This window comes from Streptomyces muensis, from assembly GCF_021474425.1.
GTDB classification, from domain to species: domain Bacteria; phylum Actinomycetota; class Actinomycetes; order Streptomycetales; family Streptomycetaceae; genus Streptomyces; species Streptomyces muensis.
Window position 1 is genome coordinate 1 of the sequence record NZ_JAKEIP010000138.1, and the last position, 22,399, is coordinate 22,399.

18 protein-coding genes are annotated in these 22,399 nt (G+C 70.7%); 7 read left to right on the forward strand and 11 right to left on the reverse strand.

Annotated features, from left to right (window positions below; all coding sequences use genetic code 11):
• The 4 genes from L0P92_RS27440 to L0P92_RS27455 all read right to left on the reverse strand — a co-directional run.
• On the reverse strand, nucleotides 1-1,146 hold a 1,146-nt coding region (locus tag L0P92_RS27440; protein WP_234765726.1), incomplete at its 3' end, for an MFS transporter.
• On the reverse strand, nucleotides 1,143-2,486 hold the full coding sequence (locus L0P92_RS27445) for a GH1 family beta-glucosidase (protein WP_234765727.1): 1,344 nt from the start codon (nucleotides 2,484-2,486) through the stop codon (nucleotides 1,143-1,145). The genes L0P92_RS27445 and L0P92_RS27440, both read right to left, overlap by 4 nt.
• Nucleotides 2,487-2,581: 95 nt before the next feature.
• A complete protein-coding gene (locus tag L0P92_RS27450) occupies nucleotides 2,582-2,848 on the reverse strand; it encodes a protealysin inhibitor emfourin (protein WP_234765730.1) in 267 nt (88 codons plus the stop codon).
• Nucleotides 2,849-2,869: 21 nt separating this feature from the next.
• Entirely contained in the window at nucleotides 2,870-3,940 is a 1,071-nt protein-coding gene (locus L0P92_RS27455; RefSeq protein WP_234765731.1) for a M4 family metallopeptidase, read from the reverse strand.
• Between the two features lie 320 nt (nucleotides 3,941-4,260).
• On the opposite strand from L0P92_RS27455, the gene leuA reads away from it, so the two are divergent.
• Nucleotides 4,261-5,982: a 2-isopropylmalate synthase gene (gene leuA, locus L0P92_RS27460; RefSeq protein ID WP_234765732.1), complete on the forward strand. Its 1,722-nt coding sequence runs from the start codon at nucleotides 4,261-4,263 to the stop codon at nucleotides 5,980-5,982.
• A gap of 293 nt (nucleotides 5,983-6,275) precedes the next feature.
• A complete protein-coding gene (locus L0P92_RS27465) occupies nucleotides 6,276-6,974 on the forward strand; it encodes a TerB family tellurite resistance protein (RefSeq protein ID WP_234765733.1) in 699 nt (232 codons plus the stop codon).
• A gap of 10 nt (nucleotides 6,975-6,984) precedes the next feature.
• Here the strand turns inward: L0P92_RS27465 and L0P92_RS27470 are convergent, their stop codons facing one another.
• Nucleotides 6,985-7,407, reverse strand: coding sequence for a DUF6234 family protein (locus L0P92_RS27470; protein WP_234765734.1), 423 nt, complete (start codon nucleotides 7,405-7,407; stop codon nucleotides 6,985-6,987).
• A 207-nt stretch (nucleotides 7,408-7,614) separates the two neighbouring features.
• Between L0P92_RS27470 and L0P92_RS27475 the strand changes: the two genes are divergently transcribed.
• The 4 genes from L0P92_RS27475 to L0P92_RS27490 all read left to right on the forward strand — a co-directional run bounded on the left by L0P92_RS27475 (nucleotide 7,615) and on the right by L0P92_RS27490 (nucleotide 12,912).
• A complete protein-coding gene (locus L0P92_RS27475) occupies nucleotides 7,615-9,702 on the forward strand; it encodes an MMPL family transporter (RefSeq protein ID WP_234765735.1) in 2,088 nt (695 codons plus the stop codon).
• A 112-nt stretch (nucleotides 9,703-9,814) separates the two neighbouring features.
• Nucleotides 9,815-11,011, forward strand: a complete 1,197-nt coding sequence (locus L0P92_RS27480) for a sensor histidine kinase (protein WP_234765748.1) — start codon at nucleotides 9,815-9,817, stop codon at nucleotides 11,009-11,011.
• Complete coding sequence (locus L0P92_RS27485; RefSeq protein WP_234765736.1) at nucleotides 11,008-11,667, forward strand: response regulator; 660 nt, start codon at nucleotides 11,008-11,010, stop codon at nucleotides 11,665-11,667. The genes L0P92_RS27480 and L0P92_RS27485 overlap by 4 nt, the downstream gene beginning before the upstream one ends.
• Before the next feature lie 48 nt (nucleotides 11,668-11,715).
• Nucleotides 11,716-12,912 carry a sialidase family protein gene (locus tag L0P92_RS27490; protein WP_234765738.1) on the forward strand — a complete coding sequence of 399 codons (1,197 nt, stop codon included), beginning with the start codon at nucleotides 11,716-11,718 and terminating at the stop codon, nucleotides 12,910-12,912.
• Between the two features lie 4 nt (nucleotides 12,913-12,916).
• On the opposite strand, the gene L0P92_RS27495 is transcribed toward L0P92_RS27490, so the two are convergent.
• The 6 genes from L0P92_RS27495 to L0P92_RS27520 form a co-directional block, all read right to left on the reverse strand.
• Nucleotides 12,917-14,458 (reverse strand): NCS1 family nucleobase:cation symporter-1, encoded by a 1,542-nt coding sequence (locus L0P92_RS27495; RefSeq protein WP_234765740.1) that lies wholly within the window; start codon nucleotides 14,456-14,458, stop codon nucleotides 12,917-12,919.
• A 209-nt stretch (nucleotides 14,459-14,667) separates the two neighbouring features.
• Nucleotides 14,668-15,603, reverse strand: a complete 936-nt coding sequence (locus L0P92_RS27500; protein ID WP_234765741.1) for a dihydrodipicolinate synthase family protein — start codon at nucleotides 15,601-15,603, stop codon at nucleotides 14,668-14,670.
• Nucleotides 15,603-16,622, reverse strand: a complete 1,020-nt coding sequence (locus L0P92_RS27505; protein ID WP_234765743.1) for an oligopeptide/dipeptide ABC transporter ATP-binding protein — start codon at nucleotides 16,620-16,622, stop codon at nucleotides 15,603-15,605. Before L0P92_RS27505 ends, L0P92_RS27500 begins: the two co-directional genes overlap by 1 nt.
• 14 nt (nucleotides 16,623-16,636) lie before the next feature.
• Nucleotides 16,637-18,625, reverse strand: a complete 1,989-nt coding sequence (locus tag L0P92_RS27510; RefSeq protein ID WP_234765745.1) for a dipeptide/oligopeptide/nickel ABC transporter permease/ATP-binding protein — start codon at nucleotides 18,623-18,625, stop codon at nucleotides 16,637-16,639.
• The gene (locus L0P92_RS27515; RefSeq protein WP_234765746.1) at nucleotides 18,622-19,581 is read right to left on the reverse strand and encodes an ABC transporter permease; all 960 of its coding nucleotides are present in this window, start codon (nucleotides 19,579-19,581) and stop codon (nucleotides 18,622-18,624) included. The genes L0P92_RS27510 and L0P92_RS27515 overlap by 4 nt, the downstream gene beginning before the upstream one ends.
• A gap of 18 nt (nucleotides 19,582-19,599) precedes the next feature.
• Complete coding sequence (locus L0P92_RS27520; protein WP_234765750.1) at nucleotides 19,600-21,231, reverse strand: ABC transporter substrate-binding protein; 1,632 nt, start codon at nucleotides 21,229-21,231, stop codon at nucleotides 19,600-19,602.
• Between the two features lie 259 nt (nucleotides 21,232-21,490).
• Between L0P92_RS27520 and L0P92_RS27525 the strand changes: the two genes are divergently transcribed.
• On the forward strand, nucleotides 21,491-22,216 hold the full coding sequence (locus L0P92_RS27525; protein ID WP_372497344.1) for a FadR/GntR family transcriptional regulator: 726 nt from the start codon (nucleotides 21,491-21,493) through the stop codon (nucleotides 22,214-22,216).
• Nucleotides 22,217-22,399: the final 183 nt, after the last annotated feature.

Below are 22,399 nucleotides of genomic sequence, written 5' to 3' on the forward strand. Positions count from 1 at the left end.
CCCCCAGGTGGCGGCCAGGGCGGGGGCCGCCACCTGGGGGAGGGCGTTGGCCACGTTGATGACGCCCAGGTCCTTGCCGCGGTCCAGCGCCTTCGGGAGCACGTCCGTCATCAACGCGAAGTCGACCGACATGAAGACGCCGAGGCCCAGGCCCAGCAGGGCCGCCACGACGATCGCGCTCGGCCAGGTCTGCCAGGCGGCGAGCAGGGCCGTGGCCGCCGCCATCAGTACGCCGGACCAGTACACGAACGGCTTGCGGCGGCCCACCCGGTCCGACCAGGCACCGCCCACCACGACCGTGGCCAGCAGCGTCACGCTGTTCACGGCGGTGAGGATGAGCACGCCCTGCTCGGGGTCGTCGTGGCGAAGGCGGTCCCGCAGGTAGTACAGCAGGTAGAGGATCACCAGCGCGTTGCTGAGGTTGATCAGGAAGCGGGTCAGCCAGGCCCAGGCGAAGTCGGGGTAGCGGCGCGGGCTGAGCCAGAAGCCCGTCAAGAAGTCCTTCGACGACCACGCCGGGCGGTCCGCGCCCTCCAGCCGGAGATCCCGGTACCGGAGCACGTACGGCAGCACCCCCGCCACCACGAACACCGCACACGCCGCGTACCCCGCCGCGATCCCGCCGGTGGCCGTCGCCAGCCCCGTACCCGCGACCGCCCCGAGGATCTGCGCCGCGCCCAGCCAGCCGCCCACCACCCCCCGTTGCAGCCGCGGCACCCGGTCCGGCACCGCCGCCGTCACCGCCGCGAAGGCCGCGTTCAGGGTCAGCTGGACCAGGCACCAGCCGACCGCCATCGCCCACAGCCCGCCCGCACCGGCGAGCAGCAGCAGCGACAGCGCGCCGCCCGCCGCGCCGGCCACGATCCATGGCGTACGGCGGCCCCAGCGGGCCGTGGTGCGGTCCGACAGGGCACCGAAGAACGGGTTCGCCACGAGGGACACGGCCGCGCCGACGCCGGTCACCCACGCGAGCAGCGTCTCCTTCGACATCCCCGTGCCGGGCGCGAAGTCCTCCGCCTGCTGGGCGAGCAGGATCTGCAGCGGGCCGTACCAGCCCACCCAGATCGCCACGTTGGCCAGCGACAGCGTCGCCGTCCAGCCCCGGCCGACCCGCTCGGTGGGGTCGGCCAGGGCGCCGGCCGTCATCCCTGGGTCCGCAGCACGTCCCGCAGCCAGCCGTACGACGCCTTGGGCGTCCGCGTCAGCTTCGCCGGATCCTCGAAGTCCACGTGCACCAGCCCGAAGCGCCGCGCGTACCCCTCGGCCCACTCGAAGTTGTCCAGCAGCGACCAGACGAAGTAGCCGCGTACGTCCACGCCCGCCTCGACCGCCCGGTGCAGCGCGCGGATGTGGCCGTCCAGGTAGGCGATCCGCTCCTGGTCGTCGACGCCCTCGTAGGAGCAGCCGTTCTCGGTGATGACGATCGGCGGGAGGCGGTCGCCGTAGCGGTCGCGGAAGCCGGTGAGCAGTTCCGTCAGGGCCTCGGGGACCACCGGCCAGCCGAAGTCCGTCGTCGGCACACCCTCGATCTCCCGGACCGAGAAGGGCAGTTCGGCCGGCATGCGCACCCCGCCGAACTCGATCTCGGTGCCCTGCGGAGCGCCCACGCGGGTCGGCGCGTAGTAGTTGACGCCGTAGAAGTCGAGGGGTTCCGAGATGACCTTCAGGTCCGCCTCGACATCGCCCGGCATCAACTCGCCGATGCCCTCCGGGTATTGACCGAGCAGCAAGGGGTCGGCGAAGAGCCGGTTGAGGAGTACGTCGTAGAAGTCCGCCGCCTCCAGGTCCGGCTGCTCCTGGGAGGCCGGCCAGGTCGGGCCGTGCGAGTTGGCGATCCCGACGTCCGTGGCGCCGGCCGCGCGCAGGGCCCGTACGGCCCGGCCGTGGGCCAGCAGCTGGTGGTGGGCGACGGGGAGGGCGTCGAAGAGGAGCTTTCGGCCCGGGGCGTGGGTGCCCAGAGCGTGGCCCAGGAGGGTGTGTTCGGCGGGTTCGTTGATCGTGATCCACTTCTTGACGCGGTCGCCCAGACGCTCGGCGACCACGGACACGTACGCGGCGAAACGGTCGGCGGTGTCCCGGTCGAGCCAGTCGAGGCCGACCGGCAGGTCCCAGTGGAAGAGCGTCGGCACCGGCCGCACGCCCGCAGCGCACAGCTCGTCGACCAGACGGTCGTAGAAGTCGAGGCCCTTCGGGGTGTTCACACGGGGCCACGAGATGGAGAAGCGGTACGCGTCCACGCCCAGGTCGGCGAGGAGCGCCACGTCCTCGGGGTAGCGGTGGTAGTGGTCGCAGGCCACCTCGGCCGTGGAGCCGTCCTTCACCCGGTCCGGCTCGGCCGTGAAGGCGTCCCACACGGACCGCTCGCGCTCGTCCGCGGCGCCCTCGATCTGGTGGGCGGACGTGGAGACGCCCCAGAGGAAACCGGTCGGGAACTGAGGTATCGGGTTCGTCGCACCGCGCTCATCGATCGCCATGCGCCGGATCATCCGTACCGGCGGTAACAGAAGTCAACGCCCCGGCGTGAACTGCCCGTTACGCTCCCTTACGCACTCCCCTCACACGCTGTCCTTACGCGCTCTCCTCAAGCGCCTTCCTTCAGCACCCGCGAGATCAGCTTCCGCTGCTCGTCCGTGAGCCGGGGATCCGCGCAGTACACCGTCCGGTCGTCCACGGTGATCTGGTAGCTGAAGCCGTCCGGGACCCCGATGGGGGGCGTGCCCCGGCCGGACGCGAGCGCGCTCTCGGCCAGGGCGTGCCACTCCTGGGCGTCGGGCCGCCCCGAGGTGTCCACCTCGGCGTGCCGCTCGATGCCCGCGAAACCACCCGTGCGCCGTACCTGAATACGCATGGGTCAATGTCTAGTACGGACTCAGAGGATCCGCACCCCGACCTGTTCCCACGCCTTCGACACGGCCTGGAGCTCCTCGCCGCCGTCGCCGAAGCGCTCGCGCGCGGCCTTGACGGTCAGTTTGGCGAAGTCGGTGAACATGGCCCGGTCGGACAGTTCGCCGCCGGTCAGGACGTCGTACCAGATCTGGCCGGCCTTCTCCCAGGCGTGGCCGCCGAGGGCGGTGGCGGCCAGGTAGAAGGCGTGGTTGGGGATGCCGGAGTTGATGTGGACGCCGCCGTTGTCGCGGCCGGTGCGGACGTAGTCGTCCATGGTCGCGGGCTGTGGGTCCTTGCCGAGGACGTCGTCGTCGTACGCCGTGCCCGGTTCCTTCATGGAGCGCAGGGCCTTGCCGGTGACGCTGGGGGCGAGGAGGCCCGCGCCGATCAGCCAGTCGGCCTCGGCTGCGGTCTGACCGAGCGTGTACTGCTTGATCAGGGCGCCGAAGACATCCGACATGGACTCGTTCAGCGCGCCCGGCTGGCCGTAGTAGGTGAGGTTCGCCGTGTACTGGGTGACGCCGTGGCTGAGCTCGTGGCCGATCACGTCGATCGGGATGGTGAAGTCGAGGAAGATCTCGCCGTCCCCGTCGCCGAATACCATCTGCTCGCCGTTCCAGAAGGCGTTGTTGTAGTTCTCGTCGTAGTGGACGGTGGCGTCCAGCGGCAGGCCGTCGCCGTCGATGGAGTGCCGGGCGTAGGCCTTGAGGAACAGGTCGAAGGTGGCGCCCAGACCGGCGTACGCGCGGTTGACCGTGGCGTCCTGGCCGGGGTCCTCGCCCTCGCCGCGGACCTTGGTGCCGGGCAGGGCGGTGCCGTGCTCGGCGTCGTAGATGCTGCGCAGCGGCTGGTCCGACGGTGCCTTCGCCGTCGGGGCGGCCGCGAGGGCGAACTCGGTCGTCACGCGGCGCCTGCCGCGCAGCTCGCTGTCGCGCATCAGGGTCCGGCGCGCCGGACCGGAGAGTGCGGGGTCGTCGTTGCGGGCCAGTTTGTCGAGGACGTGTGGCGGAACGACGGTGCAGAAGACGGGCTCGAAGCCCCCGTTGGTCGTCATGCCCGGCACCTTTGCACTGGGTCACCGGGCTGTCACTACCCGCCACCATGATTGGTGAAATATACGGACAGGGAGCCGCACGCTCCGTGACGAAGTGGTATGGAACACGTTTTGTCCTATTCGTCCCCCGGGTCCCGCATACTGATACGACGCCCCGCACGGGGAGTGGCTCGGCTAGCATGCTGCGCATCATGCGTTTCGGGCTGCTTCTTCTTAGCTGCCGCGGCGAGGGCCTGTAGTCCAGGTCGACTCCCTCCCCGCGGAGCTTGGCGTTGCGTCGTCGGCCGTCCTTCCGGACACCCTGAGGAGCCCGAAGCATCATGGCGAACCGCCAGCAGCCCAGTTCCATGCCGATCCACAAGTACGGCCGCTACGAGCAGGTCGACATCCCGGACCGCACCTGGCCGCAGAACCGTGTCACCACCGCCCCCCGCTGGCTCTCCACGGACCTGCGTGACGGCAACCAGGCCCTGATCGACCCGATGTCGCCCGAGCGCAAGCGCCGGATGTTCGACCAGCTGGTCAAGATGGGCTACAAGGAGATCGAGGTCGGCTTCCCCGCGTCGGGACAGACGGACTTCGATTTCGTACGGTCGATCATCGAGGAGCCGGGGGCCATCCCCGACGACGTCACCATCTCCGTACTGACCCAGGCCCGCGAGGACCTGATCGAGCGGACCGTGGAGTCCCTGAAGGGTGCCAAGCGGGCGACCGTGCACCTGTACAACGCCACCGCTCCCGTCTTCCGCCGGGTGGTGTTCCGCGGCTCCAAGGACGACATCAAGCAGATCGCCGTCGACGGCACCCGTCTGGTGATGGAGTACGCCGAGAAGCTGCTGGGCCCGGAGACGGAGTTCGGCTACCAGTACAGCCCCGAGATCTTCACCGACACCGAGCTGGACTTCGCGCTGGAGGTCTGCGAGGCGGTCATGGACGTCTGGCAGCCCGGCCCGGGCCGCGAGATCATCCTCAACCTGCCCGCCACCGTGGAGCGTTCGACGCCGTCCACGCACGCGGACCGGTTCGAGTGGATGGGCCGCAACCTGTCCCGCCGCGAGCACGTCTGTCTGTCGGTCCACCCGCACAACGACCGCGGTACGGCGGTGGCGGCGGCCGAGCTGGCGCTGATGGCCGGCGCCGACCGCATCGAGGGCTGTCTGTTCGGGCAGGGCGAGCGCACCGGCAACGTCGACCTGGTCACCCTGGGCATGAACCTGTTCTCGCAGGGCGTCGACCCGCAGATCGACTTCTCCGACATCGACGAGATCCGTCGTACGTGGGAGTACTGCAACCAGATGGAGGTCCACCCGCGCCACCCGTACGTGGGCGACCTGGTCTACACGTCCTTCTCCGGCTCCCACCAGGACGCCATCAAGAAGGGCTTCGACGCGATGGAGGCCGACGCGGCGGCCAAGGGCGTGACGGTGGACGACATCGAGTGGGCCGTTCCCTACCTGCCGATCGACCCCAAGGACGTCGGGCGGTCGTACGAGGCCGTCATCCGCGTCAACTCGCAGTCCGGCAAGGGCGGTATCGCCTACGTCCTGAAGAACGACCACAAGCTGGACCTGCCGCGCCGGATGCAGATCGAGTTCTCCAAGCTGATCCAGGCCAAGACGGACGCCGAGGGCGGCGAGGTCACCGGCGGCGACATCTGGGCGGTGTTCCAGGACGAGTACCTGCCGAACCCGGAGAACCCGTGGGGGCGGGTGCAGGTCAAGAACAACCAGTCGACGACCGACACCGACGGTGTGGACACGCTGAAGGTGGAGGCCACGGTGGATGGTCAGGACACGGTCCTGACCGGGTCCGGGAACGGGCCCATCTCGGCCTTCTTCGACGCGCTGCAGTCCATCGGGATCGATGTGCGCCTGCTGGACTACCAGGAGCACACGATGAGCGAGGGGGCGTCGGCGCAGGCCGCTTCGTACATCGAGTGTGCGATCGACGGCAAGGTGCTGTGGGGGATCGGGATCGATGCGAATACGACGCGGGCGTCGCTGAAGGCGGTCGTCTCCGCCGTCAACAGGGCTGCTCGTTGACGGTTCGCTCCGTCGGGGAGCTGTGCGACCACGGATGTGCCGGGGTGTGTCGTCGGTCGTCTGCGGGGTCGTTGTGGCTGGTCGCGCAGTTCCCCGCGCCCCTTTAGGGCGTTGTCGCGGCCCGGCGTTTGAAGGTCCCGCCCCCGTTTTTTGGTGGGCGGGACCGTCCATTTCCGGCCATTGACCTGTGCAGGTCACGGAAAGGTCTCGTTCGGGGTACTGACTGCGCGTCCATGATGTGGCTAACATCACGCAAGCGCGGCGACGTTGCCGTGGGCTTACGGAGGTGCGACGTGCTGCCAGGACGGGGACGAGACGGCCGTGCTGCCAGGGCTGCGCGCATCCTGGGCACCCGCACCGCGTGGTCGGCCGTCGGGGACGGGGAGTTCTTCTGCCCCGGATGCGGTGGTGACCGCAACTACCAGCGGCTGACCGGACAGCGCCGCTTCACCTTCCTCGGGGTGCCGGTGCTGCCGCGCGGTGAGACCGGGCCCGTCGTGGAGTGCGCCGCCTGTCGCCGGCACTTCGGCACCGACGTCCTCGACCATCCGACGACCACCCGGTTCTCCGCGATGCTCCGCGACGCCGTCCACACCGTCGCCCTCGCGGTGCTGGCGGCCGGCGGCACCTGCGCCCGGCCGGCCCTGGAGGCGGCGGCGGTCACGGTGCGCGCGGCCGGCTTCGACGACTGCACCGAGGACGGGCTGGGCGCCCTGGTCGAGGCCCTCGCGGCGGACACCGGACGGGTCTTCTCCGAGCCCTGCGGCGCCGGGCTCGCCATAGAGCTCCACGAGGCGCTGGACCCGCTCGCCCCGCACCTCGCGCCGCCCGGCCGGGAGTCGATCCTGCTCCAGGGGGCCCGTATCGCCCTGGCCGACGGCCCGTACACCCCCGCCGAGCGCGAGGTCCTGGCGACGGTCGGCGCGGCCCTCACCCTCTGCGCGGACGACGTGCCCCGCCTGCTGGCCGCCGCGGCCCGCACGCCGTCGTAGCCCCGGACCATCAGCGGTACGCCACCGACACGGCCCTGTCCGCCCGGGCGCCGCGCTCTTGGTCGTACTGCGCGCCGCTCACCGCGACGAGCAGGACGATCATGCCGGCGAGCACCTGGAACGCGACGCTGACGAAGGCGCGCAGCAGGTAGGGCAGCGCGGCGGTCAGCAGGATGACGACGCCGGTGATGCCCAAGTAGAGCCAGTCGATCGTGAGGACGACGTCGGAGTTGTCCGCGCCCGGGTCGAACGGCCGCCAGTCGCCGGTGACGTCGATGCCGAGCAGGAAGGCCACGACCGCCCCGACGGCGTCGAGGACGAGGAGTCCGACCGCCAGGGCGAGGTCAGCGGCGACGGGCAGGCATCGGCGTCCGGTCGGCGGGGGCGGCACGTTGGCGCCGTGGAAGTGCGGGAGGCCGGCGGGGGCGGTCATGGGGGCCAGCATCGCCGGGACGAGCGGGCGGGGCCTGAGTACGGATACTCAGGTGCCGTCTCCCGTCGTACTCCCCAGGGAGTAATCGCGCCGCCGTGCCGACCCCGGCAGTAGGCCCCAACTCGCCCTCCCGTCCGACGAATCCGCAGGCCGGCGCCGGAACTCTGGAAGCGCACCGGACAACCGACCCGGAGGGAGGCCCGTCTCATGGGGGCCGCAAGGACAAGCACACGGCGGCGGGCCGTTCCCTGGCTCGTGCTGGGGCTGTGGATCGCCGTGCTCGCGCTGGCGTCGCCGTTCGCGTCGAAGCTCGCGGACGTGCAGCGGGACCGGGCCGTCGACTATCTGCCCGCCGGCGCCGACTCCACGCAGGTGGCCAGGATCGAGGACCGGCTGCCGGGAGGTGAGGCGACCGAGATGGTCGTCGTCTACCACCGGGACAGCGGGCTCACCGCGGCGGACCGGGCGACCGCCGCCCGGCAGATCGAGCGGATCGCCGGCGCACATCGGCTCACCGACGAGCCGCGGGGCATCCCGTCCAGGGACGGGACCACCCTCATGTACCCGGTGGCCAGCACCGAACCCGGGCAGGACGAGAAGGCGCGGGACGCCCTCGTGGGCGACGTGCGGGACATCGCGCGGGACGGCGACGGGCTGAACGTCGACGTCGGCGGGTCGGGCGCGCTCGCCACCGACGCCGCCGAGGTCTACAACTCGCTCGACGGACCGCTGCTCTACACCACCGCCGCGGTGGTCGCGCTGCTGCTGATCCTCATCTACCGCAGTCCGTTCCTGTGGCTCGTGCCGCTCGCGGTGGCCGGTATGGCCGACTATCTGTCGATGGGCGTCGCCTACGGCCTCAACCAGGGCTTCGGGACGTCCGTGTCCGGCCAGAGCTCCGGCATCATGACGATCCTGGTCTTCGGGGCGGGGACCGACTACGCCCTGCTGCTCGTCTCCCGGTACCGGGAGGAGCTACGGCGGATCGAGCGGCCGTACGACGCCATGGTCGCCGCGCTCAAGGGCTGCGGGCCCGCCGTGCTCGCCTCCTCCGGCACCGTCGCCGCCGGACTGCTCTGCCTGCTCGCCGCCGACCTCAACTCCAGCCGGGGCATGGGCCCGCTCGGCACCGTGGGCGTGCTGTGCGCGCTCGCCGCGATGCTGACGCTGCTGCCCGCGATCCTCGTGCTGCTGGGCCGGCGCGTGTTCTGGCCGCTCGTGCCGCGCCACGGCAGCACAGCCAAGGCCCGCAGGTCCCTGTTCACGGCGATGGGCAGCTCCGCCGGACGCCGTCCGCTCACCGTCCTCGCGGCCGGTGCCGTGCTGCTCGGCGCGCTCGCGCTCGGAGCCTTCAACCTGCCCGGCAGCCTCAAACAGGAGGACTCCTTCACCTCCAAGCCCGACGCCGTCGCCGCGATGGAGACCCTCGCCGCCGCCTACCCCGAGCGCGGCACCCAGCCCATCAGCGTCATCACGCCGCAGGAGCGGGCCGAGGCGACCCTCGCCTCGATCCGGGCCACGCGCGGTGTCGACAGCGCCCAGGAAGGCCGTACCGGAGACGGCTGGACCGAGATCTCCGTCCTCGCCACCGCACCGCCCCAGTCCGCCGGGGAGACCGCCACCATCGAGGCGCTGCGCGACAAGCTCGACGGCTCCTACGTCGGCGGGGCGAGCGCCGAGCAGATCGACCTGAAGGACACCAACGCCCGCGACCGGCTGGTCGTCGTGCCGATCGTGCTGCTGTCCGTCCTGCTGATCCTGGTCGCCCTGCTGCGTTCGATCGTCGCGCCGCTGATCCTGGTGGCGGCCGTGGTCGCGGTGTGGGGCGCGGCGCTCGGCATCGGCGGACTCGTCTTCGGGCCGCTCTTCGGCTTCGACGGCACGGACCCCGGGCTCGGGCTGCTGTCCTTCGTGTTCCTGGTCGCGCTCGGCGTCGACTACGGCATCTTCCTGATGCACCGGATGCGCGAGGAGTGCCTGAACGGCGCCGAACCGGCGACCGCCGCGCTCACCGCGCTGCGCACGACGGGCGGCGTCATCGCCTCCGCCGGGCTGGTCCTCGCCGCCACCTTCGCGGTGCTCACCAGCATGCCGCTGGTGCCACTGGTCGAGCTGGGCTTCGTCATCGCGGTGGGCGTGCTGCTCGACACGTTCCTGGTGCGCACCTACCTGGTGACCAGCGCGAGCGTGGCCCTGGGGCGCAGGGTGTGGTGGCCGGGCCGGCTCTCCCGGGAGCCCGAGGGGCCGCCCCGGCCGTCCGTCCCGCCGAAGGAACCGGAGCCCGTGGCCGTCTGAGTCCCCTGACCGACCGGCGCCCCTCCCCTGACGGAGGGGCGCCGCCGTCCCGGAAGATGAACCCGTGCAGGCACCCACGACAGCGCAGCGGCCCCGGATCGGCGAGCGGGTCATGGCCGCGATCAACCGCGACCCCCTGACCGCCCCGCACCGCACCCGCAACGACGCGCTGCTGGCCGTGGCGGCGGCCGCCCTCGCCACCGTCACCGCCCTGCTCGGCGATCACGGGCTCCGGCCCGACGCGCTCGGCTGGACCCTGCTGCTCGTCGCCAACGTGCCGCTCGTCTGGCGCCGCCACCGCCCCGTGCTCGTCATGCTCATGGTGCTGGTGTGCGTCGCCCCGTACCACGCGCTCGACAACAACCACGCCGCGCCCATCCCGGCGACCCTGGTGGTGCTGTACACCATCGCGGCCACCGGCACCGTCCGCCGGACGCTGCTCATCGGCGCGGCGGTGCTCGGCGTGACGCTGGTGATCAACGCGCTGACCAACCCGGGCGAGACGATGGAGATCCTGCGGATCTCCGGCTGGGTCGTCGCGGTCCTCTTCTGCGGCATCGACGTCCGCTACTACCGCCAGTTCGTCGCCGCCATCGTCGAACGCGCCGAACGCGCCGAGCGCACCCGCGAGGAGGAGGCCCGCCGCCGCGTCGCCGAGGAACGCCTGCGCATCGCCCGCGACCTGCACGACCTGCTGGCCCACAGCATCACCCTCATCGGCGTGCAGACCTCGGTGGCCGCACATGTGCTCGCCGCCGACCCGGAGCGGCTGGACCGCCGGTCGATCGCCAAGTCCCTCGACGACATCGCCGACACCTGTCGCACGGCCCGCGGTGAACTCCGTACGACACTGGAGGTGCTGCGTGAACAGGGCGTCGCGGGCGAGACACGCGGCCCGCTGCCCGGGCTCGACGGGGTGCCGGACCTGGTGGCGGCGGCCCGGCTCGCCGGGGCCCGGGTCGAGTCGACGGTACGGGTGCGGCAGGCGCCGCCCGCCGTGGGGGCGGCCGCGTACCGGATCGTGCAGGAGGCGCTGACGAACGTCGTCCGGCACGCGGGCCCCGAACCGGCCGTACGGGTCGAGCTGTACGAGGAGCGCGGCGCCCTGCACGTGTCCGTGACCGACGACGGGATCTGCCGCGCCGCCGACCCGCAGAGTTCGGGCTACGGCCTCGTCGGTATGCGCGAGCGGGCGCGCAGTGTGGGTGGCACACTCGACGCCGGACCGCGCGACGAGGGGGGTTTCGAGGTGAGCGCCGTACTGCCGGTCGCAGCCGATCCCGTCACCCACGGGGGAGGGGACCGATGATCCGGGTGCTGCTCGCGGACGACCAGACACTCGTCCGGGAGGCGTTCGCCATGCTGGTGGAGTCGGCCCCGGACATGGCGGTCGTCGGCCAGGCGGCCACCGGCCGACAGGCGGCGGAGCTGGCCCGCAGCACCCGCGCCGACCTCGTCGTCATGGACATCCGCATGCCCGACCTCGACGGCATCGAGGCGACCCGGCTGATCGCGGCCGACGAGGACCTGGCCGGGGTGCGGATCCTGGTCCTCACCACCTACGACACCGACGAGAACATCGTGGACGCGCTGCGCGCCGGCGCCTCCGGGTTCCTCGTCAAGGACACCCGCCCGGCCGAACTGCTCGACGCGATCCGCACGGTGGCGGCGGGGGAGGCGTTGCTGTCGCCCGGGCCGACCGCACGGCTGATCGAGCGGTTCCTGCGCAGCCCCTGCGCCCCCGCCGCGGCCGGGCCCGAATGCCTCTCCGAACGCGAGCGCGAGGTGCTGACCCTGGTCGCGCGCGGCCTCAACAACACCGAGGTCGCGGAGGCGTTGGGGCTCAGCCCGCTCACGGCGAAGACCCACGTCAGCCGCATCATGGGCAAGCTCGGGGCACGGGACCGGGCCCAGCTGGTCATCGTGGCGTACGAGTCGGGGATGGTGACTCCGGGAAGCCTGTGACGGACAGGTCGATGCTGACACTCCGTCAAGGGAAGTCGAGGGAACTCGATGACCATCCTGAGCCGCACACCCGGGCGTACCTACCTGCTCACCGCGGTCCTCCTGACCGCCCCGCTCATCACGACCGGCACCGCCTCGGCGGACACCGGCTGCACGTCCTCCGTGCCCTACGTCTCCGGCGAGGGCGACTACGACACGTACCGCATCCCGGCGACCCTCACGACCCCGCGCGGCACCGTCCTGGCGTTCGCGGAGGGCCGGCACGACGGCGCGGGCGACACCGGCGACATCGATGTCGTCCTCAGACGCTCCCTCGACGGCGGCTGCACCTGGGGGCCGGTGACGGTGGTCGCCGCCGGGCAGGGGGACACGCGGGGCAACCCGGCGCCGGTCGTCGATCCGGCCACCGGCGCGATCGTGCTGGTCACCTCCTACAACAGCGGGGAGGTGACGGAGGCGCAGATAATGCGGGGCGAGGTGACGGCGGAGCAGAGCCGGCGGGTGTTCGTGCAGCGGAGCGTGGACGACGGGCGGCACTTCAGCGCGCCGCGGGACATCACCAGCGACGTGAAACCGGCGAACTGGCGGTGGTACGCGACAGGGCCGGGCCACGCCGTGGCGCTGCGGCACGGGCCGCACGCGGGACGGCTGGTCGTCCCGTCGAACCACTCGGTGGCCCCGCCGAACGGTTCCACCGACACGGGACAGGAGGCCAAGTACTACGGCGCCCACGCCATCTACAGCGACGACGGCGGACGCACCTGGCGCACCGGCTTCGTGGACGAGACGTACGACGGCCACAACAACGCCAACGAGTCCACCGCCGCCGAACTCCCCGACGGCAGGCTGTACTTCAACTCCCGCGACCAGCTCGGCACCAGCACCGGCAACCGTCTCGACAGCGTCTCCAGCGACGGCGGACAGACCCTGGACCGCCCGTACACGGTCCAGCCCTCACTGAACGACGTGCCGGTGGTGCAGGGAAGCGTCCTCCAACTCACCGGCAGAGACGGCCCGTTGCTGTTCTCCGGGCCGTCCGTCCCGACCGCCCGCCAGTCGATGGCCGTGTGGCGCAGTACCGACGGCGGGGCGACCTTCACGAAGGCGCTGACGCTGTCCCAGCAGCGGGCGGCGTACTCGGACCTGGTGCCGCTGGGGCGGCGGACGGTCGGGATCCTGTACGAGACCGGGGTGGCCGGGCCGTACGAGTCGATCGAGTTCCGGCGGCTGCCGGTGGGGCTGTGACGCGTCAGCGCACCCGGTGCACCCGGCGCACCCGGAGCACCCACGCGTCGGCCAAGGCGCGTCCGCGCATGAACACGTAGTGCAAGGCCCCTCCGATGACCGCCCCGAAGAGCCATGCGTACCCGGTCAGTTGCGCCATCGAGGGCGACCACACCGTGGAGACGGAGAAGACAGCGGCGAGCGCGAACGCCGCGAGCGCCCTGAAGTTCCAGCCACTGGTGTAGTAATAGGCACCGTCCGGCTCGGCCGAGAACAGGTCCTGCACGTTGAGCCGCTGCTTTCGGATCAGGTAGTAGTCGATCACCACGATCCCGTAGAGCGGCGCCAGCAGCGCGCCCGGTGTGTCGACGAACTTCGCGAGTCCCAGGTGGCTGATCACGGGGATCCACAGCGCGCCGATGACGAACGCGACCAGCGCCGTGATGACGCCGCCGCCACGGGCGCTGATGATGTCGGGGCTCGTGTTGGTCAGGTCGTAGGCGGGCGGGATGAAGTTGGCGACCAGGTTGATCCCGACCGTCGCGGTGAAGAAGGTCAGCGCCGCGATGACCGTCAGCCAGGTGTTGTCGACCCGCTCCACGATGTCGGAGGGGTTGGTCAGCGGCTCCCCGAACAGCACTCCCGTGCCGGCGGTGATGACCAGGGCCAGGAACGAGAAGAACGCGAGGCTGACCGGCAGTCCGAAGAAGTTCCCCCAGGTCATCCGCCGCTCGGTCTTGACGAACCGGGCGAAGTCACCGTAGTTGATGATCACCGCGGCGAAGTAGGCGACCATCGTGCCGACCACGCCCACGAACGCCGAGACCGACGTGCTGTCGTCGCCGCCGGACCCCGCGAAGATGTCGCCGAGCTCGGCCGCCAGACCGCTTCCCGCCTCGTTCCAGATGATCACCACCAGGGCGATCATGACGACGTAGACCAACGGGCCGGCCCAGTTGAGGTAGCGGGTGATCCAGTCGATGCCCCGCAGGAACAGTCCGAGCTGGAACACCGCCACGATGACATAGGAGAGCCAGCCGACGGAGCTCATGCCGAGGAAGGTTCCGCTGCCCGTGTATCCGGTGGTCGCGGTGATCAGCAGTGCGACCGCCGTGGAGGCGAAGTAGGTCTGCACGCCGTACCAGAAGATGGCGACGGCGGCCCGCACCAGTGCGGGGAACTGCGCACCGCGTACGCCCATCCCCACCCGGGCCATGACCGGGTAGGGAATGCCGTACTTGACGCTCGGCTTTCCCGTCAGGTTCACCAGCAGCATCACGATGCACCCGGCGAGGATGATGCCGGTGAACACCCACCAGCCGTTCAGGCCGGAGGTCGTGAACAACGTGGCGGCCAGGGTGTAGCCGAAGAGGCTGTGGATGTCGCTGGACCAGACGTTGAAGATCGCGAACGCGCCCCACTTCCGCTTCTTGTGCGGCAGTGGGGCGAGATCGTCGTTGTACAGGGTCGGGTCGGGGTCGGTGACGGAGAGCGGATCGGGATCTGCTGGGGGCATCGAGGGGCCGGCGCTGTGACTGCCGCCGTAACTGCCATCGCGGAGCGACACTTGTACCTCGTGGGGGAGGGGAGGGGGACGTCGTTGTTCCGGGCTTGCCGAGGGGGGAGGGACGCGGCTGAGCGGGCCGCGTGGGCAACGTTTTCCGTGCCTCGGATTCGACCACTCCGCATGGTCGGGGTCAAGGTCCCTGACGTCTCAGGTCTGTCAATGAACTCCCCGGCCAGGATGGGGAGTTACAGGCGAGTTACGGGCGGATCTCAGAGCAGCCCGGCTCCGGCCAGGAACTTCCCGACCCGCTCCACCTCCGCCGCCGACAGCGGCACCTGGGGTTCCGCCGTCGCCGGGCAGTCGATGACGCCCCGCAGATGCAGCGCCGCCTTGAACGCGCCCAGCGCCGACGAGCTGCCGCCCATCCGCCCGGGATCCCCGACGGTCACCATGCCGAACAGCCCGCACAGCCGCTCCTGTTCGGCCCGGGCCGACGCCAGGTCGCCGGACCGGCACAGCCGGTCGAGCCGTACGTAGCCGTGCGGGTCGACGTTGGCCAGTCCCGGCACCGCACCGTCGGCGCCCACCTCCAGCGCCGCGTCGACGATCAGCTCGGAACCGGTCAGCACACTGAAGTCCTCGACGTCGGGACGCGTGCGGGCGCCGACGACGACCTCGCGGAAGCCGGCGAGGTCGCCGCTGGAGTCCTTCAGGCCCGCCAGAGTGCCCTCGGCGGCCAGGTCGAGGACCACGTCGGCGGGGAGCTTGGTGTGGACGGAGGACGGAAGGTCGTAGGCCACCACCGGCACCGGGGAGGCGGCCGCGATCAGGCGGTAGTGGCGGGCGATCTCGGCGGGGTGGGTGCGGGCGTAGAACGGGGCCGTCGCGACCACGGCGTCGGCGCCCGCCTCCGTGACGGCCCGTACATGGTCCAGGACCCTCGGGGTCGTCATGTCGATCACGCCGGCCAGCACCGGCAGCCGGCCTGCCACATGCCCGGTCACCGACTCCACCACCAGCCGCCGCTGCCGGTCCGTCAGATACGCCGCCTCAGACGTCGAGCCCAGCACGAACAGGCCGTGCACCCCGCCCTGCACCAGATGGTCCACCAGCCTGAGCAGGGACGGGACGTCCACCTCGCGGTCCGGTGTCAGGGGCGTGCAGACGGGCGGGACGACACCGGTGAGCGGGGTGGGCATGGACATCAAGGCTCCTTGGCAAGGTTGCTCTGCTGTACGAGGTCGCGGGTGGCCTCGCCCTCCTCCACCGGATGGTGGCACCTGAAACGGTGCTCCGGGCTCGACGCGGCCGTGAAGCCCGGCATCTCCCGCGCACACACCTCGTCCGCCTTCCAGCAGCGCGTGCGGAAGGGGCACCCGCTCGGCGGCCGGGTCGCCGACGGGACCGGGCCGACCAGCGGGATCGGGTCGATGGGGTCCAGCAGGCCGGGGGTCGCGGAGAACAGGGCGCGGGTGTACGGATGCCGGGAGCCGTCGGTGACACCGGCCGCCGGGGCCTCCTCGACGATCCGGCCCAGGTACATCGTGATCACCCGGTCGCTCATCCGGCGTACCGTCTGGATGTCGTGCGAGACGAAGACCAGGGCGAGGCCCAGCCGCTCCTTCAGGTCGAGGAGGAGGTTCAGGATCTGGGCGCGCACCGACACGTCCAGCGCGCTCGTCGGCTCGTCCGCCACCACCAGGTCGGGGTCCAGGGCCAGCGCGCGGGCGATGGCGACGCGCTGGCGCTGACCGCCCGACAGCTGGCCGGGCAGGGCGTCGGTGAGGGCGCGGGGCAGTCCGACCAGAGACATCAACTCCCGTACCCGGTCCTCACGTTGAGCCCTGGTGCCCCGGTCGTGCACGTCCAGCGGGTCGCGCAGGATCTGCCGGATCGTCAGCCGGCGGTTCAGCGCGGTCGACGGGTCCTGGAAGATCATCCCGGTTCCGGCGCCGACCGCCGTCCTGCGCTCGGCCGGGCTCATCGCCCACAGGTCCCGGCCCCGCAGGGAGACCGTTCCGGCCGTCGGCCGCTGCACTCCCACCAGCACTTTCGCCAGCGTCGACTTGCCGCACCCCGACTCGCCGACCACGCCCACCGTCTCGCCGGCCGCGATGGTGAGATCGGCGCCGGTCAGGGCGTACACCCTGTCCCGGGTGAACAGCCCGCCGCTGCGGGCCTTGTGCACGACGTGCGCGTCGGACAGCTCCACCAGAGCGGACACCGAACCTGATGAACTCACTGGACGACCCCGCTCTCGGACCGGTCCGTCGGCGCCAGAAGGATCGCCGGGTGATGGCAGGCCGCCGTATGGGTCGGTGTGCCGGTCAGGTCGGGGGCCGTCGTGCGGCACACCTCGCTCGCCAGCGGGCAGCGGTCGGCGAAGCGGCAGCCCGCCGGGAAGTCCGCGGGGGAGGGGACGACGCCCTTGATCTGCGTCATCCGTTCCTGCGCCGACTCCAGGGACAGCACGCTGCCGAGCAGGCCGCGCGTGTAGTGGTGCGCCGGGGACTCCACCAGGTCGGCGGTCACGCCCGTCTCCACGATCTGCCCGCCGTACATCACGACCACCCGGTCGGTGACGTCCGCGATCAGCGCGAGGTCGTGCGAGACCAGGATCAGGGCGAAGCCCAGCTCCTCCCGCAGCCTGAGCAGCAGCTCTATGATCTGCGCCTGCACGGTGACGTCCAGCGCGGTCGTCGGCTCGTCGGCGACGATCAGCTTCGGGTCGCGGGACAGGGCCATGGCGATCAGGACGCGCTGGCGCTGGCCGCCGGAGAGTTCGTGCGGGTAGCTGCGCAGGGTGCGGTCCGGGTCGAGGCCCACCATCGTCAGGAGTTCGTGCGGGCTGCGGCGGCCTCCTCGGCGTACGACCTGTTTGAGCTGGGAGCGGATCGTCATCGCCGGGTTCAGGGACGACAGGGCGTCCTGGTAGATCATCGCCATCTCGTGGCCGAGCAGCTTGCGGCGTACCCGCATCGGCTCGCCCACCAACTGCCGCTGGTTGAAGCGGACATGGCCGCGCACCCGGGCGCCCTTCGGTTCGAGTCCCATCACCGCGAGCGCGGTCAGCGACTTCCCGCAGCCCGACTCGCCGACCAGCCCCAGCACCTCACCGGGCTCCACCTCGAAGCTGATGCCGTCGACGATGTCCACGCCGGCATGGCGGCCCTCGAACCCGATCGCCAGGTTCTCGACCGCGAGCACCGGCAGCCTGCCCCCGGGCAACGGGCGCGCCCGGGACCGCAGTCGTGCCGCGGCCTCCGTCAGCCCCGGCAGCCGCAGCACCTCACCGCTGCCCGGCTCCGGCGCCTGAAGCCGGTCGGCGGCGTCCCGTACGTCGACCTCGCGCGCCGAAGGTGCCGCCCAGGCGTCGGACACGCCCTCGGAGAGGATGTTCAGCGAGAGCACCGTCACCAGCATCAGCAGACCGGGGAAGACGGTGGCCCACCAGCCGCCGGTCAGCACCATGTTCTTGCCGTCGGCGATGACACTGCCCCAGGACGGGTCGGGCGGCCGCACGCCCGCTCCGATGAAGGACAGCGACGCCTCGAAGACGATCGCCTCCGCCACCTGGACCGTGCAGAACACCAGCACGGGCGCGGCACAGTTGATGGCCACGTGTTTGATGACGATGTGGGGCGTCCGGGCGCCGATGACCCGTTCCGCCGTGACGTAGTCCTCGCCGTACTGGTCGAGGACGTTGGCCCGGACGACCCTCGCCACCGGCGGGGTGAACAGGAACGCGATGGCGCAGATCAGGACGGTGATCCCGCCGCCGAACACGGCCACGAGCACGGCGGCCAGCGCGATGCCCGGGAACGCCATCACCACGTCCAGACAGCGCATCAGCGTCTCGTCGACCGCCTTGCGGGAGGTCGCCGCCACGGCCCCGATCAGCGCGCCGACGACCAGGGCCAGCCCGGTCGCGCCGAGCCCGATCGCCAACGACCAGCGGGCGCCGTACATCAGCCGGCTGAGGATGTCCCGGCCGAGGCTGTCCTGGCCCATCCAGTGGCCGGCGGACGGGTGCCCGGTGCCGTCGACGGGCGGCTGCTGGTCGAGCGGGTCGTGCGGGGCGAGGAGCGGGGCGAACAGCGCCAGCAGCACCACGACCGCCAGGAAGCAGACGGCCACCTTCGACAGCAGCGGCAGCCGGCGCCAGCCGCGCAGCCGGATGCCGGGCCGGGACAGGGCGTCGGTCAGACGGCCCCGGTTGAACGTCATGTCGCCTCCCGCAGTCGCGGGTTGACCAGCAGATACAGGATGTCGATGACGAGGTTGACGACGACGAAGCCGGTCGCCGTGGTGAGCACGACGCCCTGGACGACGGCCGGGTCACCGTTCTTCACGGCGTCGATCATCAGCTTCCCCATGCCGGGCAGGGAGAAGATCGTCTCGATGACGACCGCGCCGCCGAGGAGATAGCCGACGCGCAGTCCGAGGACGGTGAGCGGGTTGATGAGCGCGTTGCGGAGCACGTTCCGCCCCACGACCACCCGCGGCGGCAGCCCGCTGCCGATCGCCGTCCGTACGTAGTCCTTGTCCAGCTCCTCCACCACCGCCGTCCGCACGATCCTGGTCAGCTGTGCCGCCACCGGCAGGGACAGCGCGAGGGCGGGGAGCGTCATGGTCTTGAGCCAGCCGGTGAAGGAGTCCGCCGGGTTGATGTAGCCGCCGGTCGGGAACCAGCCGAGGTCGACGGCCAGGTACTGGATCATCAGCAGCGCCAGCCAGAAGCCGGGCGCGGCCACACCCGTCAGCGACACGACCCGGATGATCTGGTCGGGCAGCCGGTCACGGTAGATGGCCGCGGTGACGCCGCCGGCCAGGGACAGCACGACCGCGATCCCGAGGCCCAGGAAGGTGAGCTGGAGGGTCAGCGGCAGCGCGGTCATCACCTGGTCGACGACCGGCGCCCGGGTCAGGGCGCTGATGCCCATGTCGCCGTGGAGCAGGTCGCCGATGAAGGCGACGTAGCGGACGGGGAGGGGATCCAGCAGGCCGTTCTCCTCGCGGAAGTCGTGCAGCTGCTGGGGGGTGGGGTTGGCGCCCTGGAAGAACGCGGACGCCGGGTCGACGTCCGAGAAGCGCATGACCAGGAACACGAACAGCACGATGCCGAGCATCAGCGGCACGAGCAGGGCGACACGGCGGGCCAGGATCCTGACGACGGCGATCACGGAGGGCTCCCGGTGCGGCTAGGCCCACTTGGCCTGGAGGAGGTTGATACCGGGATACGGCTGTGCCCTTATCCCGCTGAGCTGCTTGGGGTTCCAGGCCGTCATCAGCTCGTTGTGGACGACCGGGTAGAGCACCGCCTGCTCGGCGACGATGTCGATGTAGTCCTGGATCATCGTCTTCTTCTTCTCGGTGTCCGGCTCCCGGGTCGCTTGGTCCATGTCCTTGAACAGCGCCTTGGCGACGGAGTCGTCGGCCCACCGCGTGTACTGCATCCACAGGTTCTCGGGGCCGTAGTTGTAGTGCATGATCAGGTCGGCGTCGAGGCCGAACTGGTTGGGGTTCGAGGCGGCGGCGACCACCTGGTAGTCCTGCTTCTGGTCCATCTTGGTGAAGACGGCGGTGGTCTCCTGCGGGGAGAGGGTGGTCTTGACGCCGATCGCGTCCCAGGAGGACTTGATGGTCGGCAGACAGTCGACGATCCAGCTGACATTCACGGCCAGGATCTCGATCTCCAGCCCGCTGACCCCGGCCTCCTTCAGCAGCGCCTTCGCCTTGTCGGGGTCGTGGTCGTAGACGTTCTTCGCGCGCCGGTAGCTGGGATTGGCCTCGTTGAGGAAGGACGAGGACGCCTTCCCGTGCCCCTTGAGGGCCACCTCGATCATCTTCTCGGTATCGATGGCGTAGTGCAGCGCCTGGCGGACGCGTACGTCGTCGAACGGCTTGTGCTTGGTGTTGAACATCAGGAACAGGTTGTTCATCCCGGCACCGCCCGCGACGCTCAGCCCGCCGCCCTCAAGCTGCTGGATGTTGGCGTACGGAATGTTGTCCGCGATCTGCGCGCCCGCGCTGGCGCCCGAGATCCTGGCCACGCGTGGCGCCGCGTCCACGATCGTCAGCCAGTTCATCTTCTTGAAGGCGGGCTTGCGCGGGCCGTTGTAGTCGGGATACGCCTCGAAGGTGGTGTTGGACTTCGGGTGGTGCGCGGTCTGCCGGTACGGCCCCGAGCCGATCGCCTTGCCCTTGATGGCGTCGTCCCAGGCACCCGGCTGGGAGAAGACGTGCTTCGGCATGATCTTCGCGAGGGTGAGTCGCGAAAGGCCGTCCGGGAAGGGGAACTTGAGCACCAGCTCGACGTTCTGCGCGTCGATCTTCCGCACTTCCTTCAGCCAGCCGGCGAAGAACCCCTTGGCGAGGGTTTGGGTGTCGGGGTCGAGAATCCGGTCGAAGACGAAGACCACGTCATCGGCGGTGACCGGCTTCCCGTCGTGGAACTTGGCGCCCGCGCGCAGCGTGAACTTCCAGGACGTGGCGTTCGGGTCGGCCGGCACCTGGGTGGCGAGGGCCGCGTACGGCTCCCGGGAGATCGGGTCGGTGTCGAGGAGCCCCTCGTAGATGTGGTTGTTGGCGGCCATGCAGAACGCGGACGCCGTCTGGGTGGGATCCCAGCTGCCGTCGTTGCCGTAGCCGATGACGGCGGTCAGCGTCCTGTTCTGGCCACCGCCTCCGCCGGTCTCGTTGGTGGACTCCGGCCCCGAGGAGCAGGCGGACAGCGACGCGGAGACGGCGGCGGCCGCGCCCAGCGCGCCGGTGTACTTCAGGAACGACCGGCGGTGCGGCGCCGGAACGTCGTGGGTCACGTCGTGGGTCACGTCGCGCACGGGTCCTCCAGCGGATGGGTGTGTGCTCCGGCGATGGGTTCGTGCTCTGCTCCGGCGAGGAGATACGACGTCCTACGTCCTCCCGGTCAGCGCGACCATAGGTGGGGCGGTGGGGGCGGTCAAGGGATCTCACACGAATGGCGCATCTGCCACAGGTCGGACCAATGACGCTGTGGAATGGCGTGAGTTGACCCCTCGTCAGGGGAGTTTGCGGCAGACATGGGACGTGGGACGTCCGGGTGCGCGTACCATGCGCCGCATGCCCGGGCAGCCCAGGAACAGTCGTACGTCCGAGGAGTCCAGGAACAGCCGGATCCAGCGCCAGGTCATGCAGCTGATCATCGACCGCAGGCTCCAGGCGGGCGCGCTGCTGCCCACCGAGGCGGAGCTCATGGACGGCCTTGGCGTCAGTCGCAACTCCGTCCGTGAGGCGCTCAAGGCTCTCCAGGCCCTCGACATCGTGGAGATCCGGCACGGTTACGGCACGTATGTCGGCCAGGCGTCTCTGACGCCGCTGATCGACGGTCTGACGTTTCGCACGCTTGCCCGGCATGGTCATGATGACTCGGGGGCGTTGGCGGAGATCCTTCAGGTGCGGGAGGTGTTGGAGGAGGGGTTGATCCGGCGGGTGGCGGCGACGGTGACGGAGGGGGAGCTGGATCGGCTGGAGGTCGTGGTGTCCCGGATGGAGGTGGCGGGGCGGGCGGGGCGGCCCTTCCCCGACTTGGACCGTGAGTTCCATGAGCTGCTGTACGCCTCGCTCGGGAATGATCTCGTGCCGCAGTTGTTGGCCGCGTTCTGGACGGTGTTCCGGCGGGTCAACGGCGCGCGGGGGCGCTCCGAGGATCCGTCTCCCTCCCTCACCGCCCGTTGGCACCGTGACATCGTGACCGCGCTGCGTGCACGGGACGTGGAGGGGGCGCAGCGGGCGATGACGGTCCATTTCCACGGGATCGCAAGGCGAGCGGCTGGCTGACGCCGGGTTTCCTCGCCCCGCCGCCCCTACCCGTCCCATCCCCAGGGGCTCCGCCCCTTCGACCCCCATGTTCTTCTTCGGCTGCGGGGCGGTGGGGGCTGGTCGCGCAGTTCCCCGCGCCCCTTGGGGGGGGGGGGGGGGGGCCCCCCCCCCCCCCCGAGCGCCCCCCCCCCCGCGCACCAC

Bases quoted from the DNA above. Each gene is read 5' to 3' on its own strand.
- L0P92_RS27445 (WP_234765727.1), bottom strand. From the start codon at position 2,486: ATGATCCGGCGCATGGCGATCGATGAGCGCGGTGCGACGAACCCGATA.
- L0P92_RS27450 (WP_234765730.1), bottom strand. From the start codon at position 2,848: ATGCGTATTCAGGTACGGCGCACGGGTGGTTTCGCGGGCATCGAGCGG.
- L0P92_RS27455 (WP_234765731.1), bottom strand. From the start codon at position 3,940: ATGACGACCAACGGGGGCTTCGAGCCCGTCTTCTGCACCGTCGTTCCG.
- leuA (WP_234765732.1), top strand. From the start codon at position 4,261: ATGGCGAACCGCCAGCAGCCCAGTTCCATGCCGATCCACAAGTACGGC.
- L0P92_RS27470 (WP_234765734.1), bottom strand. From the start codon at position 7,407: ATGACCGCCCCCGCCGGCCTCCCGCACTTCCACGGCGCCAACGTGCCG.
- L0P92_RS27475 (WP_234765735.1), top strand. From the start codon at position 7,615: ATGGGGGCCGCAAGGACAAGCACACGGCGGCGGGCCGTTCCCTGGCTC.
- L0P92_RS27480 (WP_234765748.1), top strand. From the start codon at position 9,815: ATGGCCGCGATCAACCGCGACCCCCTGACCGCCCCGCACCGCACCCGC.
- L0P92_RS27485 (WP_234765736.1), top strand. From the start codon at position 11,008: ATGATCCGGGTGCTGCTCGCGGACGACCAGACACTCGTCCGGGAGGCG.
- L0P92_RS27490 (WP_234765738.1), top strand. From the start codon at position 11,716: ATGACCATCCTGAGCCGCACACCCGGGCGTACCTACCTGCTCACCGCG.
- L0P92_RS27500 (WP_234765741.1), bottom strand. From the start codon at position 15,603: ATGTCCATGCCCACCCCGCTCACCGGTGTCGTCCCGCCCGTCTGCACG.
- L0P92_RS27510 (WP_234765745.1), bottom strand. From the start codon at position 18,625: ATGACGTTCAACCGGGGCCGTCTGACCGACGCCCTGTCCCGGCCCGGC.
- L0P92_RS27525 (WP_372497344.1), top strand. From the start codon at position 21,491: ATGCGCCGCATGCCCGGGCAGCCCAGGAACAGTCGTACGTCCGAGGAG.